The organism is Chryseobacterium sp. VAUSW3 (genome assembly GCF_002205795.1).
GTDB lineage: Bacteria > Bacteroidota > Bacteroidia > Flavobacteriales > Weeksellaceae > Kaistella > Kaistella yananensis.
In genome coordinates this window covers 271,840-288,694 of sequence record NZ_NIUY01000001.1, presented here as the reverse complement: position 1 = coordinate 288,694, position 16,855 = coordinate 271,840, and the positions used below count along the sequence as shown (strand labels likewise).

10 protein-coding genes are annotated in these 16,855 nt (G+C 43.9%); 9 read left to right on the top strand and 1 reads right to left on the bottom strand.

Features of this window, described 5'->3' with window-relative positions; all coding sequences use genetic code 11:
- Window positions 1-24: 24 nt before the first annotated feature.
- The 4 genes from CDW55_RS01340 (at window position 25) to CDW55_RS01325 (ending at window position 7,772) form a co-directional block, all read left to right on the top strand.
- On the top strand, window positions 25-1,812 hold the full coding sequence (locus CDW55_RS01340) for a RagB/SusD family nutrient uptake outer membrane protein (protein ID WP_088467939.1): 1,788 nt from the start codon (window positions 25-27) through the stop codon (window positions 1,810-1,812).
- 100 nt (window positions 1,813-1,912) lie between these two features.
- The gene (locus tag CDW55_RS01335) at window positions 1,913-5,131 is read left to right on the top strand and encodes a pectinesterase family protein (protein ID WP_088467938.1); all 3,219 of its coding nucleotides are present in this window, start codon (window positions 1,913-1,915) and stop codon (window positions 5,129-5,131) included.
- 68 nt (window positions 5,132-5,199) lie between these two features.
- Window positions 5,200-6,534 (top strand): T9SS type A sorting domain-containing protein, encoded by a 1,335-nt coding sequence (locus CDW55_RS01330; RefSeq protein ID WP_088467937.1) that lies wholly within the window; start codon window positions 5,200-5,202, stop codon window positions 6,532-6,534.
- A 422-nt stretch (window positions 6,535-6,956) separates the two neighbouring features.
- Entirely contained in the window at window positions 6,957-7,772 is an 816-nt protein-coding gene (locus CDW55_RS01325; RefSeq protein ID WP_088467936.1) for a T9SS type A sorting domain-containing protein, read from the top strand.
- A 452-nt stretch (window positions 7,773-8,224) separates the two neighbouring features.
- On the opposite strand, the gene CDW55_RS01320 is transcribed toward CDW55_RS01325, so the two are convergent.
- Window positions 8,225-10,717 carry a T9SS type A sorting domain-containing protein gene (locus CDW55_RS01320; protein WP_088467935.1) on the bottom strand — a complete coding sequence of 831 codons (2,493 nt, stop codon included), beginning with the start codon at window positions 10,715-10,717 and terminating at the stop codon, window positions 8,225-8,227.
- A 344-nt stretch (window positions 10,718-11,061) separates the two neighbouring features.
- Between CDW55_RS01320 and CDW55_RS01315 the strand changes: the two genes are divergently transcribed.
- From CDW55_RS01315 to CDW55_RS01295, 5 genes are read left to right on the top strand one after another with little or no spacing between them, the layout of a single operon-like run.
- Window positions 11,062-11,946, top strand: coding sequence for an alpha/beta hydrolase (locus tag CDW55_RS01315; RefSeq protein WP_228399588.1), 885 nt, complete (start codon window positions 11,062-11,064; stop codon window positions 11,944-11,946).
- Between the two features lie 8 nt (window positions 11,947-11,954).
- Window positions 11,955-12,929, top strand: coding sequence for a DUF4861 family protein (locus CDW55_RS01310; RefSeq protein WP_088468662.1), 975 nt, complete (start codon window positions 11,955-11,957; stop codon window positions 12,927-12,929).
- 4 nt (window positions 12,930-12,933) lie between these two features.
- The gene (locus CDW55_RS01305; RefSeq protein ID WP_088467933.1) at window positions 12,934-14,136 is read left to right on the top strand and encodes a glycoside hydrolase family 105 protein; all 1,203 of its coding nucleotides are present in this window, start codon (window positions 12,934-12,936) and stop codon (window positions 14,134-14,136) included.
- Window positions 14,137-14,140: 4 nt separating this feature from the next.
- Window positions 14,141-16,108, top strand: a complete 1,968-nt coding sequence (gene pelA / locus CDW55_RS01300) for a pectate lyase (protein ID WP_088467932.1) — start codon at window positions 14,141-14,143, stop codon at window positions 16,106-16,108.
- On the top strand, window positions 16,095-16,847 hold the full coding sequence (locus CDW55_RS01295) for a rhamnogalacturonan acetylesterase (RefSeq protein WP_088467931.1): 753 nt from the start codon (window positions 16,095-16,097) through the stop codon (window positions 16,845-16,847). Before pelA ends, CDW55_RS01295 begins: the two co-directional genes overlap by 14 nt.
- The last annotated feature ends 8 nt before the right edge of the window (window positions 16,848-16,855 follow it).

The following is a 16,855-nucleotide window of genomic DNA, read 5'->3' as shown; positions in this document are numbered from 1 at the left end:
ACATCATTCTATAAATTATAAAAAATGAAAATCTCAATAAAACTTTCGGTCGTACTGATGTCTCTCGCAGTATTTTCCTGCAAGCAGCTTGGCGATGATTTGCTTACTGTGGATTCGCCTTCAGCCTCCTCTGAAGCAGTGATATTCTCAAACCCTGACCTTGCTAAAGGCGCAGTAGACGGAATCAAGATACCTATGGCGGAGACCAACTCTTACAGAGGAAGATGGATCCCATTCTATGGTATGAATACAGATTCAGAATGGCTGAACTCATCAGAATCAACTTCTAATGACAATGCGGATCTGGTAGTTTACGATCCGAAACCCAACAACAGCCAAATGAATACGGCAAATAATGTTTGGGCACAGATGTACAACGGTATTGAAAGAGCGAATCTTTGTATCCGGGGATTACGTACCTACGGAAATCCCACGCCGGGCTCTGAGCTTGGTTATCTTCTGGGTGAAGCACTTACCCTGAGAGCAGTTTATTATTCAGATCTTGTAAAAGGTTGGGGCGATGTTCCGGCCAGATTTGAACCGATCAACACTGAAACCGTGTACTTACCGAAATCGAGCAGGGATGTAATATACAAACAGATCCTGGCAGATCTTGAAGAAGCGGAAACTTTAGTTCCATGGCCAAATGGTAATGCTGCAACATCCTCAGTAGAAAGAATAAACAAAGCTTTCGTAAAAGGCTTGAGAGCAAGGGTTGCGCTGGCTGCCTCTGGTTATTCGCAGTATCCAGATGGTATCAGAAGAAGTAATGATCCTGAACTTGCACCGTCGAAGCTGTATCCTCTTGCTCTGCAACTTTGCCGCGATGTCATCAACAGCGGTACAGCGCGTCTAGAAACATCATTTGAAGGTCTTTGGAGAAAATACAATCAGGAAGTTCTGGCTGCTGGCAACGAGTCACTGTGGGAAATCCCTTTCGCACCCGGTAGAGGCCGCGTACTTTTCACTTTCGCGATCAATCATACCAATAACAACCAATACCAGCAGATGGGTAACAACAGAGGCGGACAGGGTGGCCCGTTGCCTAATGTTTTTTATGATTTCGACCAAGCTGATCAAAGACGAAATATCACCTGTATTCCTTACAAATGGGGATCTGCTGTTGCCGGTAAAGCAAAACAGGAAGTGGGTGCCTTCAACAGATGGTATTTCGGTAAATACCGTTTCGAGTGGATGAGCCGTATCGTAACTTCTACCAATGATGACGGCGTAAACAAAATCTACATGAGATACGCTGAAATTCTTCTGATGGCTGCGGAAGCAGCGAATGAAGTAGAAGGACCTGCGGCTGCGGCACCTTACCTGAAACAAATCAGAAATAGAGCATTCGCGGCTGCTGACAGACCAGAAAAAGTAGAAAATTACGTGAATGCACTTACTTCTAAAACTGCGATGTTTAACGCGATTGTAGAAGAACAGAAATTTGAATTCACCGGGGAGATGGAGCGTAAATTGGCACTCATCAGATGGAATTTACTCGGAGCGAAAATGGCAGACGCAAAAGAAAGAATGACCGAGCTTAAAAACCGCACCGGAAGATATGCCAACGTGCCTTCCACTCTGTATTACAAATATGCTGCTGATAATGAAACCTTAATAATTTATGGCCTGAACAGAGGCGAATTTGATAATCCGGGTGCCGGGTGGACTTCGGTAGACTGGACTTCACTTTCAGATTCTAAAATTGCCGCACTCTACAGAAACAATCCTGATACTAAACAGTTTTGGCCGATCTGGCAGGTGTTTTTAGATTCAAGTAACGGAACTTTATCAAATGATTATGGCTACTAGTTCTTACCTATAACTTTCCTTAAAAATTGCTGATTAATCTTTTTCAAAAGGATTGAACAGCATTTTTTTTAAATAGAAATCTATAACAATACGTAAAATTATGAAAAAAAATTTCCTTCTAATGTATCTCCTTATTCCGGTAATGTCGCTTTTTGGGCAGCTTACCGATGTATGGGATTTTGGCGCGCAGCAGCTTGATCCTTCGCAGTATAACAACAAACTCACTGTTTCAGTGATTAATTCCTGGTATAGCCCCACCATTACGCCGGGTTCTGTAAGCACATCCAATGTATTTCCTTCTACCTTCACGGCAGGAGAACTTTCCTGGACAGGCGGTAACAATGACAGACTGCGTACTACCAATCAGGCCTTGACGCGCTACGATGAAAATATAGCTTCTGTAGCCGGCTACACAGGTAGGGTTTATTGCAATGCGATTCCTACGGTTACCGCCGGTCAGCCGAACGCAAGATATTTCCGTATGACACTTAATGCTGATGATGAGGTGAAAGTAATTTCCAGAGGTGATACCGCAGGAAATCTTACCTTCAGTTTTGCGGCTGACGCGGCTGTTCAGAATGATAAATTCCCGACTACAGCTAATTCAGGAGCTGTGACTGAAGCTACTTTCGTGGCTAAACAAACAGGGACTTATTTCATTTATGACGCGCTGGCCAAAGGTAGTTTTTACCGTATTTACAGAAAGGCTGCGACCTACACCGCAGTTTCAGGGACCGTTGATGTGTCTCAGGCCTCGGGAATTCCGGCCGGATATTCTCTTATTTTCACCAATGCTGCCGGTAAAACCTGGAGTGTGCCGGTAAATTCAAACAGCTATACGGTAAATCTACCGGTGGGATTTGATTATGCCGTAAGTTTAGCTGATGCCAGCGGATTTATCGTAACCTCTGGTGAAAATTTCAGTACGGTTGGTGCCTCGAATACTTTAACCCACAATATCTCCGTTGCTTCCGTAAGTCTCTACACGGTGACTGGAAATATTACCGGGCTTGGAGATCAGATTTCCAACTTAGCACTCACCTTTACGCCGGATCCCTTGAGTGAAAGCATCTATGTGCCCAACCCAGTGGTGAATACTGCTAATTCAACTTATTCGGTTCAGTTGGCTCCGAATATTCAATATACTATTTCAGCTACAGGAGTTAATGATTTTGAAATCACTAATAATACTTTAACGATTACCGGAAACACAACGTATAACATCACTTTTGCGGCTAAGCCAAAACACGCAGTTAATTTAAATATAGAAGGTCTCGATGCTGCCCAGTTGGCGGCACTTAATGTAACATTTACAAACCTGAACGAGCCGGGATATGTTTACAGTTTTTCTGATCTGCAAAACATTTCTTTGCGAAACGGCATTTACAAAATTTCAGTCACCGGGCTCAATAACTATCCCGTAGAACTGGCACTTACATCCAATCTCACCGTAAACGGCGCTGCTGCTTCTAAGACGCTTACATTTAAACCTGTCAATGTCTGGTCATTTGATGATCAGCAGATCAATACCAGCACCACAGCCTATTACAAAGGCATGCAGCTGAACGGCCAGGTGACTACCGTTCCCGCGTCAGGCCACCTTACAGCAAAACCGAGCGCTACCTTGGTGGTTCCTGTAAAATCAGGCGAAAAAGTAAAGGTGTCGTATTACTATACGGCCAATTTCTCGGTAGAAGGCGGAACTACGTATTCCACAGCAACAAATTCGACTTCAATCACCGAGACTATGGAATACATTTACCCGGGATCTTCGGCCGGAAATGTTACCATTACAGTAGGAGGTGCTGCTGGCTCGACCTCGTATTTCACGGAGATCCGTACCACACCTAATGTGCCTTACAGTGCGCAACTTACTGTAGGAACGGGCAAACAGTACGCTTCAGTGAACGCGGCACTCGATGCGGTATCGTACATGACCAGAACTGAAGGTCAGCGCGTAACAATCATGATAGATCCGGGTAATTACGAAGAAATGCTTGTAATCAACCAACCGGAGGTTACTTTAAAGAATTCCGCTGCATCTCCGGGCACCGATATCTTCAACAAAGGAATTGACATTTCCCCGAACGCTGTCCGCATTACATCTTATTACGGTCACGGGTACAATTACTATTCGATGGGCAACAACCAGAAGTGGAATGAGGATGTTTTAAATGTAAATAAAGAAAACGGAGCGTATTCTTACACGAACGCTGGTTCAGGCACAACGAACGGATCGTACTGGAACGCTACTGTGGTTGTAAACGCAAAAGGTTTCGAAGCTGAAAATATTATCTTCGAGAACTCATTCAACCAATATATTTCAACCAAAGAAATGCAGGATGTAGTAGTTCCGTGGACTTCCGGCAGTCCAGGTCCGCGGCCAACAGACCTGAATAATACTTCAGTTCAAAACAAAACGCTTGTCGAGAGAGCTGCGGCACTGGCCGTCACTGCAAGTGGCGACCGTACTTTCCTGAAAAATTGCCGGATCATTGGCCGTCAGGACACATTCTATGGTGCGCAGGGCGCACGCGTTGCTCTTTACAAAGGTGACGTGATGGGTGCTGTAGATTTCGTTTTCGGAGGGATGGCTGCCGTTTTTTATGAAACTAAGTTGGTAATGAACACCAGCGAGCAGAGCAGTGATCTTTCTTACATCGTGGCACCTCAGCAAACCAGCGGCCGTGGATATTTAATGTATAAAACTACCGTTACTTCGGCAGAACCCCATACACAAACTGCATCTGTTTACCGTTCAAAACCGGGCTATTTTGGCCGCCCATGGTCTGCGAATACCAGTGAAGCTGTCTTTTATAACACCACTATCGAAACGAGCGACTTCCCGGGATTTGCAGGTCAGTCTCTTGTATTGCCGATTGGATGGCAGAATTCTTTGGGTGGAACATCACCGGGAATGTACGAATATGGAAGTGTGGAACTTTCGGGCGTAAACAATTCCGCAAACCGTGCCTCGTGGGCAACTATGCTTACTCAGCCAGTACTTACGGACGGTACCCCAATCACGACATTGAACTTCACCAAGGGTAACGATGGCTGGGATCCGTTCAACGACATCACATTGTCAACAGGCGTAGTGAAAACAGATAGCGGAACGGCGGTGTATGCTGTGAAGAACGAAGTTTTTGTAAAATCGGTAAAAGGTGAGACTGTACTGAAGGTTTATACGATGGGCGGAATGCTGTATAAAACATTAAGAACAAGTTCAGACACAAGTTTTACAATGCCGGCAGGTATCTGGCTGGTAACGCTTCAAAATCCGAACGGTATGAAAAGTGTTAAAATAATAACCCATTAATCATTAAATGAAGGTTTTCCACGGATAAATATTAAAATTTCCGTGGAAATCCTTCCTAAATAATTTATATGAAGAAAGTATTTTTTATTGCTGCATGTTTCTGCACACTGTGGTCTGCTCAGGCGCAGGTCCCGTATCAGGCGGTGCCGGAAGGTTTCGGTGCAGCAACAACGGGCGGTGGAAGCACCGCACCGGTAATTGTTTCCGATTTTGCCTCACTGCGTACAAATTTAACGGCGGCCGGATCGCGTGTTATCCTGGTTTCAGGAGTAATAAACATTCCTGCGAACCAACAGATCAGTGCGGTGATTTCGAACAAATCGCTGATCGGTTTACCCGGTGCGAAACTTGTAAACGAAAATCTGTCAGGTTCCGGTATCCTCAATTTAAGAAGTGGGTCCAATAATGTCATTATCCGAAACCTTATTTTTGTAGGTCCGGGAGCGTATGACAATAATGGGCAGGATAATCTCACCAATGCCGGAACCAATATATGGATTGATCATTGCGAATTTCAGGACGGACAGGACGGAAATCTGGATAATGTAGGACAAGCTGATAATGTCACCATTTCTTGGTCTAAATTTACTTATCTAAAAGCACCAATACCTGGCGGTTCCGGCGGCAGCGATGACCATAGGTTTTCGAACCTTGTCGGATCAAATGCTTCCGACAGACCTACAGACGGGCGTTTCAGTATTACTTACCAAAGTAATTACTGGGCGGAGGGAACGCGCGAAAGGATGCCGCGTGCGCGCAATGCTGAACTTCATATCCTGAATTCCTACTACTACACCAGCGTTCCCGGATCAGTGGCGATTGGCCTTGGCGGTGGCGCAAGCGGTTCTTCAGTTTACGTGGAAAATACGCATTTCGCGAGGGTTTCCAGCTATTTTAAAAATTACGTTTCCACCGATGGGGGTTCTATCGCAATCAAATTTGCAAACAGTTTGACAGGTAGTACGGCGATTCCAACCTCGATGGACGTAGGTACAGTAAGCGCGCCGGCTTATTCATACTCAGTAATTCCGATGACTGATGTAGCTAAATATGTATCCGATGCCAGTTGCGGTGCCGGTGCGACGCTTCAGGTGAGTACGCAGGGCGTCATCACACCTTCGCCATGTTCTTTCATGGGAACAGCGAATGTGGCTGCGAAAACCGTAAAACTTTATCCCGTTCCGGTGAAGGAGGTTTTACATATTGAGGTTCCTGGTTTAAAAATCGGTGAATCCTCAATTGAGATTTATTCGGCGGACGGCCGAAAGGTATATTTGGCGTCGTCACCTTCTGTTTCGGCTAACCGGTTGACGGTAAATGTGGGGCATCTTGCGAAAGGATCCTACTTCGGAAGGCTGCAGCAGGGCGGCCAGACATACCCTTTAAATTTTACAAAATATTAAATTAATTTTAAATTAGATCAACAGCGTATCCAATAGCGGGTACGCTTTTTTGCTTTTAAAGTCAGCTACTAGATAAATTTACACTTATTGCAATCGATTATTTAATTAATATGACGAATTTCTATGTTTGCGAGGCTTTTTTTTTGGCAAAATCCCCCTAAATTCTTTGGGATTTCGACATTATTGTAGGTTCTGCATTTATTAATACAAGCGGAGGTAATATCTAAGTTAATAGGCGAACTGTTGAAATTACTTTCGACACTGTCATTTTTTAAGCTAAACCTATCCGTTTTATGTTGTTGATCAAATATTTATGTAAAATATTTGCAGTAAATTAAGACGGTATTAAAATTGTTGTTATATTTGTGTAATCGATTGTATTAAATTAAAACAAACAAAACAACGCATTAAAATTTCGCATCATGAAAAAAAAATTACTAATTGCTTTCACGGCCGTTTTGGCAATGTTCTCAGCGAAAGCACAGACTACGACATGGGATTTCAGTAATGATTCGGCTAACTGGCCGCTAAACTCAGGAATTGGTACAAGTCCTATCGTTAAACAGGGATTGGGGATGTATCCGATCGCCACAAATTCCAATTTCGGCGCGGTTACCAATTCTTCGCAAGTGACATTCTCTGACGGGTACGTAGCTACCGGAAACCGTCTTCAAACCAACGGTGGAGGTAGTGCTGCCGCCGGAACATATAAGCCGACACAACGCTACTTCTTTGTTCAGGTGAGCGGGGCTGCTACGGTAAAATTATGGTACAAAAGTGGAAGCGGCGGCGCGGTGCGTTCAGCTTTCGTTAGTGACGGTAATACTGTTCTTTATGGTTCAGCAGCTACCAGCCCATCGGCATCCCCGGCGGATACAGCGATTCTTACAGCAAACGTCCCTGCAGGTACTTTCTACATCTATACAGATGCAGCCATCAATTTCTATAAAATAGAGGTCACAGGAGCAACTGTAACGACTACTTTAAATTCTAACACGCTTTCAACGACGGATAATGCCGCTGCAAAAGTATCAGCAAATGTATTTTCAGATCGCGGAAACGTGTATGTTTCGAATGTTTCAGGTGATACTAAAGTAAACGTATATACCGCAAACGGACAGCTTGTAAAATCTTTAAACACTAAATCTGATGTAAATTTCGCTTTGAAGACAGGCGTTTATATGGTAAATTTACAAACAGATAAAGGCGTAAAATCACAGAAAGTTCTGGTAAAATAACATTCATTTTTTGACTTAACAAAGGCAGCATTTTTTTAATGCTGCTTTTTTTTGCTTAAACTATTTGAAATATCAACGGTTATGACTGTAGTCAACATCCATTATACCGATCATTTCCTGTCCTGCAACAATCATTATAATAGTCATTTTCGGCAGTTTCTTTCCTGTAAAGGAAAAACACACTTGCTACAATCTTTCCGGTTTACCGGAAGAGTCTATGAACTGGTGTAACAGCCTTACCGGTCTCCGGAAAACCCTTAGCACACGTGTAGGGACTTTTCCGGTAGTCCGGATAAACAAAAGCACGGGTGCAGGAAGCTTTCCGGAATTGGAGCAGCGCCGCCGCAGTTTTCCTGAAATAAGTGGCATCAGGATGCAACACTTACTTATAAAACCAAAAAAAACCTTCCCCTAAAAGAGGAAGGCTAAAAAATAAATTAATCCTTAAAAACTTACTTTTTGATGATCTTTTTGGTTACAGTTCCGCTCTGTGTGGTAATCTTCACAATATATATACCGGTACCCAATCCGCGTACATCGATTGATTTCACGTTTCCGTTTGCTGTTTTTACCAGATTTCCGGTTGTGCTGAAAATGCTTACGTTCCTCACGTTTTCATCTGTCCTGATAAACACGTTTTCGGTCACAGGATTTGGATATACCAGAAGTTGCGTATTCACGTCTTGGCCCTCAGTACCCAGTACCACATCGTCGTAAACAGTCTTCATGTAATAGAGGTTCGTGGTGTCACCTTTAAGGATTTGGTTGGTGCCAGCCGGTACATTAAGAATCGTGATTACTCCGTTGGCGCCCGCAGGAACGGTATAATTGGTTCCGTTCAGTTTTATTTTGCCTGTGAACGTTGGATCGAATACAAGGGTAAGTGTCGATTTCTTCGCTGCAGAGAAACTGATGGTTGTCGCGGTTTCAATCTTGAGTCGTTTCGTCAGCGTGTTGCCATCATACGTGTTTGATCCGTCCGTGGAATTCATGTTCCCGGAAATGGAATAGAATGAACTGATCTTACCGTCCGTTGTGAAATTATGGATGAACGTGCTTTCCGTGGAAGCTTCACCAAGCGTAACAATTCCTGTACCTGAAACCGGTGTTCCAGTACTTCCGGATGTAGTAACGGTGAAGGTTACGTCAGCTGTCGGAGTGCCGGTAACCGTTACGGTTTTTGTGGTAATGTTTTTAGCGAAAGTAAGGCCAGAAGCTGGTAAACCTTCCACTACAACGTCATTCGCTGTTCCGCCCCACGTGAATACCATATTTTGGATTGGTGTTCCTGCAGGTACGGTCTGGTCGTTGTTTTCCGGTATAATCAATGTCTGGGTGCTTACTACAACCGGCGTTTCGCCCTGCACATAAACCAGGCTGCTGGTGTAGTTGTTCAGCATATCTCTGAGGCCGGTGTTCACATCGTATGAAGTGTCGTCGGCGGGAGTAAATGTCCATTTCATATCGCCGCCATCCACTCTGCCGGCATGCAGCATTACCTTTGCTTTGGCAGTTTCGGGGTCATCAATGATGAGATCTTTTATGTAATGTGCCGCATCGGTATCGAAGTTATTGTAAGCTGTGCCACCTTTTTTAGCCTTAATTGATGCGCTCACCACTTCGCCTCTTGTTGCGGCAACATACGCATCGAACTCTACGGGATAATTCACCGCGTCGTAAGCCACAAATCGGTTTTGGCCGCTCATGCTGTTGTTAAAGGCTTTTATTACACCACCGTTTTCGCTCGAAAATGTACCGGGACCAGAAAATATGTCGGAACCCTGCATCGAAATCAACATTGGATACTTTGTATTTCTGAAAAAGTTTCCTTCAAGAAACAGTGAGGAGCCCATCGTAGCGCCTGCACCGTATTTTGAATTCCCGTCGAAATAGTTGTTGTAGACATGTGCCGAGTAATAGCGGACTCTGGGATGGCGAGAATCTGAATGGTCGTACCAGTTATGATGATAAGTTGCAAAAAGTCCGGCTGCCGTGCCTTCGCTTAAGCCTAAAAGATTTGCTTTTCCGCTGTCCCAAAAATGGTTGTAAGATAAGGTTACGTAAGTCGATTTTTTCACGTCCATCGCTCCGTCTCCTTTGGCCTGGTCTGCGTCACCACCAGCTTTGCCATAGAAAAGGTCGTTGTTGTGAACCCAGATATGATCATTGCCCTGCTGCAAACCAATGTTATCGCCTTCAGATGCGTCAGTAAGCATGAAACCCAGATTTCTGACCTCCACATTAGAAGCGTTTTTAATTCTGATTCCCCAGCCGTTCGCGTACGCATCGTCACCCACACCTTCGAATGTGATCGAACTGGAGACAAGATTATTGTTTTCGATGACAATATCTCCACCGAGCAGGTAGCTCGGGTCAGTGATATTCCCGATCAGTCGTACCGCTAATGGCCGGTTGTCTTTTCCTTTTTTAAAGCCGTCGAGAATAGTTTGAAGGCCCACGCAAGGATTCGTGGTAGCACCCGTAACGTTGAGTGTTACTGTATTTTTGGTGTTTTGCGTGATGTAGATTACCACTGCATTATCTTTCAGCGTACCATCCAAATTATAAGCTCCGGGCACTCTTCCTCCCTGGTGAGCAAAACCGTTTCGGTCGTGAGGCAGAACTTCGATGGGACCGGAAACTGCCGGATCGCCTTCTGTGCCTGAAGTTACCGGTACAACCTTAACGGTATAAGTTCCCGCAGCAAGACCTAAAACATCTGCCCTGAAATACGTTCCGTAGCTTCTGATGAGCTGAGTATCAATCTTTTTGTCTGTAATTCCTGCACCCGAATAGTAGACATTATAGCTCTCGGCGCCCACTACGGGTTCCCATTTTACGAAGGCACTTTCCAGAGAGCCTTTTTGCAGGGTAATGTTGGCAGTCTGCGCATTCAGAAGTGCGATGCTAAACATCCAACTCAAAATAAATAAAAACTTGTTCATACTTCGATCAATTTGTTGAGATTTGTATTTTATGTAATGGATTACACAAAGTTATTTGAATTAATTACATACGCAACATTTTTCTTCATTATTCGCTGTCTTTTTTTCGAAAGGTCCTATTAACAATAGCTGAGGCTTGTTCTTAGTATCGATTTATTAAAAACACAAAGGTTTTTAATAAAAATTTAATTCCTAAATTCATCAATATAGACGCTTTACGACTGCGTTAATCTAATAAATTATCATATATTTGTGTAATCGATTGCTTATTTTATTAATGTTATTTCGAGTAAGAAATAAGCAGATATTTGCGGTTTATGAAGCGTTTTTGCATAACTTTTTTGATGATATATTTTTCTCTGGTTTGTGCGCAGTTGCCCAGGGACAGCTCATTTACCAATTATTCCGAGCTTCAGAAAGTACGGAAGAAATACCCCGAAGCTCAGTTAACTGTGCCGGCTGTCAAATCTTCAGTCTCACTAGCCGAAAATGTCATCTACACCAGTTTTCCAGGGCGCAAACTTCACCTTGATGCATACCTTCATGAATCAATTGGTAAAAAACCGGCCGTGATCCTCATACATGGAGGCGGCTGGAAATCTGGAAATAAAGAAATGATGAAACCATTTGCAATGGCAATTGCAAATAAGGGTTTCAACTGTTTTGCAGTGGAGTATCGCTTATCATCCGAAGCAAGATATCCGGCAGCAGTTGATGATGTGTTAAATGCAATTCGTTACCTGAAAGAGAATGCTGATAGATTTAATAGTGATCCGAAAAAGATCGTGGTTTTAGGAACGTCTTCGGGTGGACAGATGGCGTCGTTAATCGGGACAAAATACGCTGGACAAATTGCAGCGGTCATTAATATTGATGGAATTCTGGCATTCAATCATCCCGATTCCGAAGAAGGCAGTGCCGCAGCAGCCTGGCTGGGCGGAACTTTGGCAGACGAACCTGAAATTTGGACAGAGGCTTCACCTCTAAGTCATGGAAGTGAAAAATCTGCACCGACCCTGTTCATCGCCAGTCAACACAAACGCTTTCAGGCTGGCAGGCAGGATATGATAAAGATGCTCGATAAGTATTCAATATATTCACAGACGCAAATAATCGATAATTCGCCGCATACTTTCTGGATGTTTGACCCATGGTTTGATCCAGTAGTCGGCTATATAACGCGTTTTCTTAATCAGCAATTTAATGCTCAAAAAATTCAGTCTAAATGAAAATTACTATGAAATTAATACCGAAGATTTTCGCGGTTACCACGCTGGCGCTTCTTGTAAACTGTACTACAACGGAGTACGCCGCTGCTGGACAGAGTGTACAGACTTACGCTGAACTTTCAGTGAAGGAAGGCGGGCAGTGGAACGAAAAGAAATACGAAGGCGGTACATTCAGGAATGTAAATGAACTTACGCTGCCCTCCACGCATACAGACCATTCTTACTACATCCGCTACGAAGGTCCCGGCTGGGAAAGCAATAAAGTGGGCTACAGGCTGTACCTTGACTGGCGAAACGCTATTGATATTTTTGGGAAACTGACCGAGGATATGGTTCTGCAGGGCGTGGGACAGGACGGTTTTGATTCTTATCACAACATGAGTGATTGGGGTGCGGATATCCTAAAAGTCGGCAAAGGACTTGGTATCGGTTCCATTGGACGGATTGTAAATAATGAATTGCTTCACTTTAATAAAGTAGAAAAAACGTCGGCGCGGGTTCAAAATTCAACTTCCAACTCAAAAGTTTTTGTTGATTATAAAGGGTGGGAAACGAACGGTGAAACCACTGACCTAAGCTCAGAACTTACTATTTTCCCGAATCAGCGCTACACCCGGCATACTATTCAAAGCAGCGAGGCAATGACCGGCATTGTGACCGGCATTGTAAATCTTTATAAGCTCCCGGCCGTTAAAAAAACAAGCACGAACGGTAAATGGGGATATGTAGCGACATTCGGTAAGCAAACTTTGTTCAATGATAATCTTGGGATGGCTGTTTTCTACAGGACAGACGATGTAAATAAGGTTTTTGAGGGGGCGACAGATCATTTGGTTGAGTTTAAACCTACCACAAAGAAAATTACGTTCTACTTCCTCAGCGCTTGGGAAAAAGAGATTAACGGAATTAAGACTGAGGCGGATTTCATGAAATATTTGGATGAAAATCTGCATAAATTAAACCAAAGCAACGAATTAAATTAAGCTGATGATTTCTAACAGAATAAAAATGCTCGCTGCGGCAATCTTCGGAACTCTTGTGCTCACAGGCTGCAAAACTGTTTCAACGGCAGGGATGGAGGTGCCTTCGGACAAAAAATGGTCGGAAAGGATGGCGCTGACATTAATGAAAAAGTATCCGGAAGCCTATATGCTCGACGATAAAACTGCACCGAAATGGGATTATGTACATGGCCTGGTGATGATTGGCTTTGAAGAACTTTACAGAAAAACCAACAATTCGCAATATGCGGATTACGTTAAAGGCTACGCTGATGCAACCATCGATGCCAACGGTAGTATCCCAAGCTACAAATTCGAGAACTACAATATCGACATGATAGTGGCTGGTCATCCTCTGTTCGATTTATACGACAAAACAAAGGACGAGCGGTATCGTACGGCCATGAAAACCCTGCGTTCGCAACTCGAAACACAGCCCAGGACTTCTGAAGGCGGTTTCTGGCACAAGAAAATTTACCCGAACCAAATGTGGCTGGACGGCCTTTTCATGGGCTCGCCCTACTATGCACGTTACAATACGATATTCGAGAATGGCGACAAATTAAATGATGTTGCGCTTCAGTTCGAACTGGTTCAGAAAAATATGGTCGATCCCAAAACAGGTTTGCTATATCATGGATGGGACGAAAGCCGGGAAATGCCGTGGGCGGATAAAACCACCGGGAATTCACCAAACTTTTGGTCCAGATCGCTTGGCTGGTACGCGATGGCTTTGGTAGATGTTCTCGATTATTTTCCGAAAGATCATCCAAAAAGACCACAGCTCATTTCTTATTTGAACAGGCTTGCCAAAGCGGTGACTAAGTATCAGGATGCGTCCGGGCTGTGGTTTCAGGTGACCGACCAGGGGAACAGGGATGGCAATTACCTCGAAGCTTCCGGTTCGTCTATGTTTGCCTATGCTTTCGCGAAAGGTGCCAACAAAGGCTATTTACCGAATGAATACAAAGCAGTTGCAAATAAAGCGTTCGATGGATTGGTTAAAAACCTCATCACTGTTTCACCCGAAGGTTTTGTCACGCTTACACACGTGTGCGCGGTTGCCGGATTAGGCGGAAAACCTTACCGTGATGGTTCTTTTGAGTATTATGTAAATGAGAAAAAAAAGGATAACGACCCTAAAGGTACAGGCCCTTTTATTCTTGCGGCAATTCAGCTAAACAGATAATAAAATGAAAAGGCGGCTGGTATTTTTAGTTTTACTTATTTGCAGCGTAAATATTTCGCTGGCACAAACGCCTGAAAAGCAGTGGAGCAAAATGGCGTTTTCGAAAGATGAAGCTTTTTTGCGGTCAGCTGATGCCCTTAGGATTGCAGAAAACATCCTGCTGTACCAAAAGAACAATGGTGGCTGGGGAAAGAATATCGCCGTGCAAAATGTGCTTTCTGAAGCAGAAAAGAAAAGAATTACAGCGTCGAAAGATGAGCTGAAAGTCACAACAATTGATAATAATGCAACCGTTCAGGAACTTACGTTTCTGTCGAACGTATACCGTTTTCACAGAAAGCCGGAATTTCGTGAAGCATTTCTGCGCGGTATCGGGTTTTTGCTTGAAGCTCAATACGAAAACGGCGGCTGGCCACAGTTTTATCCCATTCAGAATAATTATAGTTCCCACATCACGTATAACGACGATGCGATGGCGCGCGTCCTTTTCCTGTTCAAAACTATTTTAGATGAAGGTGAAAGATTTCCGGTCGCAATTCCGGCGGAAACTTTACAAAAAATCAAATCATCTTTTTGGAAAGGCATCGATGTCATTCTTAAAACCCAATACCGGCAAAACGGAAAGTTGACCGTTTGGGGCGCTCAGCACGACGAATATAACCTGCTTCCTACAAAAGCGCGAGCTTATGAGCTTCCGTCACTCAGCGGAAAAGAATCCGCCACACTTGTCTTGTTGCTGATGTCGCTCGATAAACCTTCAAAACAGGTAATATCTGCCGTGGAGGATGCGGTAGAATGGTTTGAGCAAAACCAGATTAAAGGATTTAAAGAAATAGAAGTTTCAGGTGATAAGAAACTAGTCGCTGATCCTGCTGCGCCGCCAATGTGGGGCAGATTCTATACACTGGACACCAACGAGATATTTATGACCGGGCGCAATGGCGAGATGAAACATTCGTATGCAGAAATTGAAGCTGAACGCCGCAACGGATACGCCTGGTACACTTATGAACCCGCAAAAGTTTTAAAAAAATATGACGCGTGGAAGAAAAAGTATGTTAAAATCATTCCGGACAAATGCCAATACACAATCTCTAAGGACGGTTCAGGTGATTTCGAAACTATTCAGGATGCAATCGATCATTTAAAATCTTTTCCTGAACAACAGATCACCCTATATGTAAAGAACGGAAAATATGAGGAAAAAGTCCGGATCCACCACTGGAACAGCAATATAAAGATCGTAGGCGAAGATCGCGACAAAACCATCGTTAGTTTTAATGATCATTTTACTCAAATAAACAAAGGCCGAAACAGTACGTTTTTCACGCCCACATTAAGCATTGAAGCCAACGATATCATCCTTGAAAATCTTACAGTCGAGAATACAGCCGGCGAAGTAGGGCAGGCTGTGGCGCTGAGTATTACCTCAAACCGGGTCGCGCTGGTCAACTGTAAACTGCTCGGCAACCAAGATACGCTTTATCTGGGTGGTGAAGGCAAAATCTACATTAAAGATTCATATATAGAAGGAACTACAGACTATATTTTCGGCGGCGCCACTGCCTATTTCGAAAACTGCACACTTCACAGCAAAAAAGATTCGTATATCGTCGCACCTTCTACACCACAAGGCAGTGCGTACGGATTCGTATTTCATAATTGCACGCTTACGGCCGCTGAGAATGTCACCAAAGTTTATCTCGGAAGACCATGGCGAACTTTTGCAAAAGCCATATTTTTAAATAGTGAATTGACTACGGCTGTCGCGCCCGAAGGTTGGCACAACTGGAACAATGTGGCCGCGGAAAGGCATGCTGTGTTTTCGGAATACAGAAATTCCGGAGCCGGTTTCAACCCTGTAGCGCGGGTGAATTGGTCGAAACAGCTTTCAAAAAGGCAGGCAGCAAATTACACCAAGCAGATGGTTTTAAAAACAGAAATTAACAGCAACTGGTATGAAAATCTATAAATTATTACTGTTATCAGCCGTATTGTTGGTCGCGTGTAAAGCGAACATAGGGCGCGGGAAAGTGACCATTCATACAATTGGCGATTCTACGATGGCCAATAAACCCAATCCCGACAAAAACCCGGAAAGAGGCTGGGTGCAGGTTTTAGCACCGTATTTTAATGAAAATGTGCAGATTAAAAACTATGCAGTAAACGGCCGCAGCACCAAAAGTTTTCGAGAGCGCGGACACTGGCAGCCGGTTCTGGATGCTCTGCAGCCCGGAGATTATGTGTTCATCCAATTCGGGCATAATGATGGCAAAGACACCGATCCGGAACGCTATACCAATCCGCAGACTTCCTACCGCTACAACCTGATTCGGTATATCGAAGAAGCGCGGTCAAAAGGCGCAGTTCCAATTCTTTTCTCATCTATTGCGAGGAGGAAATTCAATAAAGAAGGCGTGCTGCTTGATGCTCATGGGAATTATACGCTGGTCGCGCGGCTGGTCGCCTCCGAAATGAAAGTGCCGTTTTTTGATATGCAGTATCTCACAGAAAACCTCGAAATGTCTTACGGTGTGGAAGGATCTAAAAAACTCCATCTGCATTTTGCGAAGGGTGAAAACGAGTTTTTCCCGGATGGAATTGATGATAACACGCACCTTTCGGTTCTCGGTGCCAATGAAATTGCTAAAATATTCGTCTCTGAGCTGAAGCGCCAGAAACATCCGCTTCAAAAATATCTTAATGAGTAACTATCTAC

Excerpts from the sequence above, each read along its gene's own strand:
- CDW55_RS01305 (WP_088467933.1), top strand. The coding sequence starts at position 12,934 with ATGATTTCTAACAGAATAAAAATGCTCGCTGCGGCAATCTTCGGAACT.
- pelA (WP_088467932.1), top strand. The coding sequence starts at position 14,141 with ATGAAAAGGCGGCTGGTATTTTTAGTTTTACTTATTTGCAGCGTAAAT.
- CDW55_RS01315 (WP_228399588.1), top strand. The coding sequence starts at position 11,062 with ATGATATATTTTTCTCTGGTTTGTGCGCAGTTGCCCAGGGACAGCTCA.
- CDW55_RS01320 (WP_088467935.1), bottom strand. The coding sequence starts at position 10,717 with ATGAACAAGTTTTTATTTATTTTGAGTTGGATGTTTAGCATCGCACTT.
- CDW55_RS01310 (WP_088468662.1), top strand. The coding sequence starts at position 11,955 with ATGAAATTAATACCGAAGATTTTCGCGGTTACCACGCTGGCGCTTCTT.
- CDW55_RS01325 (WP_088467936.1), top strand. The coding sequence starts at position 6,957 with ATGAAAAAAAAATTACTAATTGCTTTCACGGCCGTTTTGGCAATGTTC.
- CDW55_RS01340 (WP_088467939.1), top strand. The coding sequence starts at position 25 with ATGAAAATCTCAATAAAACTTTCGGTCGTACTGATGTCTCTCGCAGTA.
- CDW55_RS01330 (WP_088467937.1), top strand. The coding sequence starts at position 5,200 with ATGAAGAAAGTATTTTTTATTGCTGCATGTTTCTGCACACTGTGGTCT.
- CDW55_RS01335 (WP_088467938.1), top strand. The coding sequence starts at position 1,913 with ATGAAAAAAAATTTCCTTCTAATGTATCTCCTTATTCCGGTAATGTCG.
- CDW55_RS01295 (WP_088467931.1), top strand. The coding sequence starts at position 16,095 with ATGAAAATCTATAAATTATTACTGTTATCAGCCGTATTGTTGGTCGCG.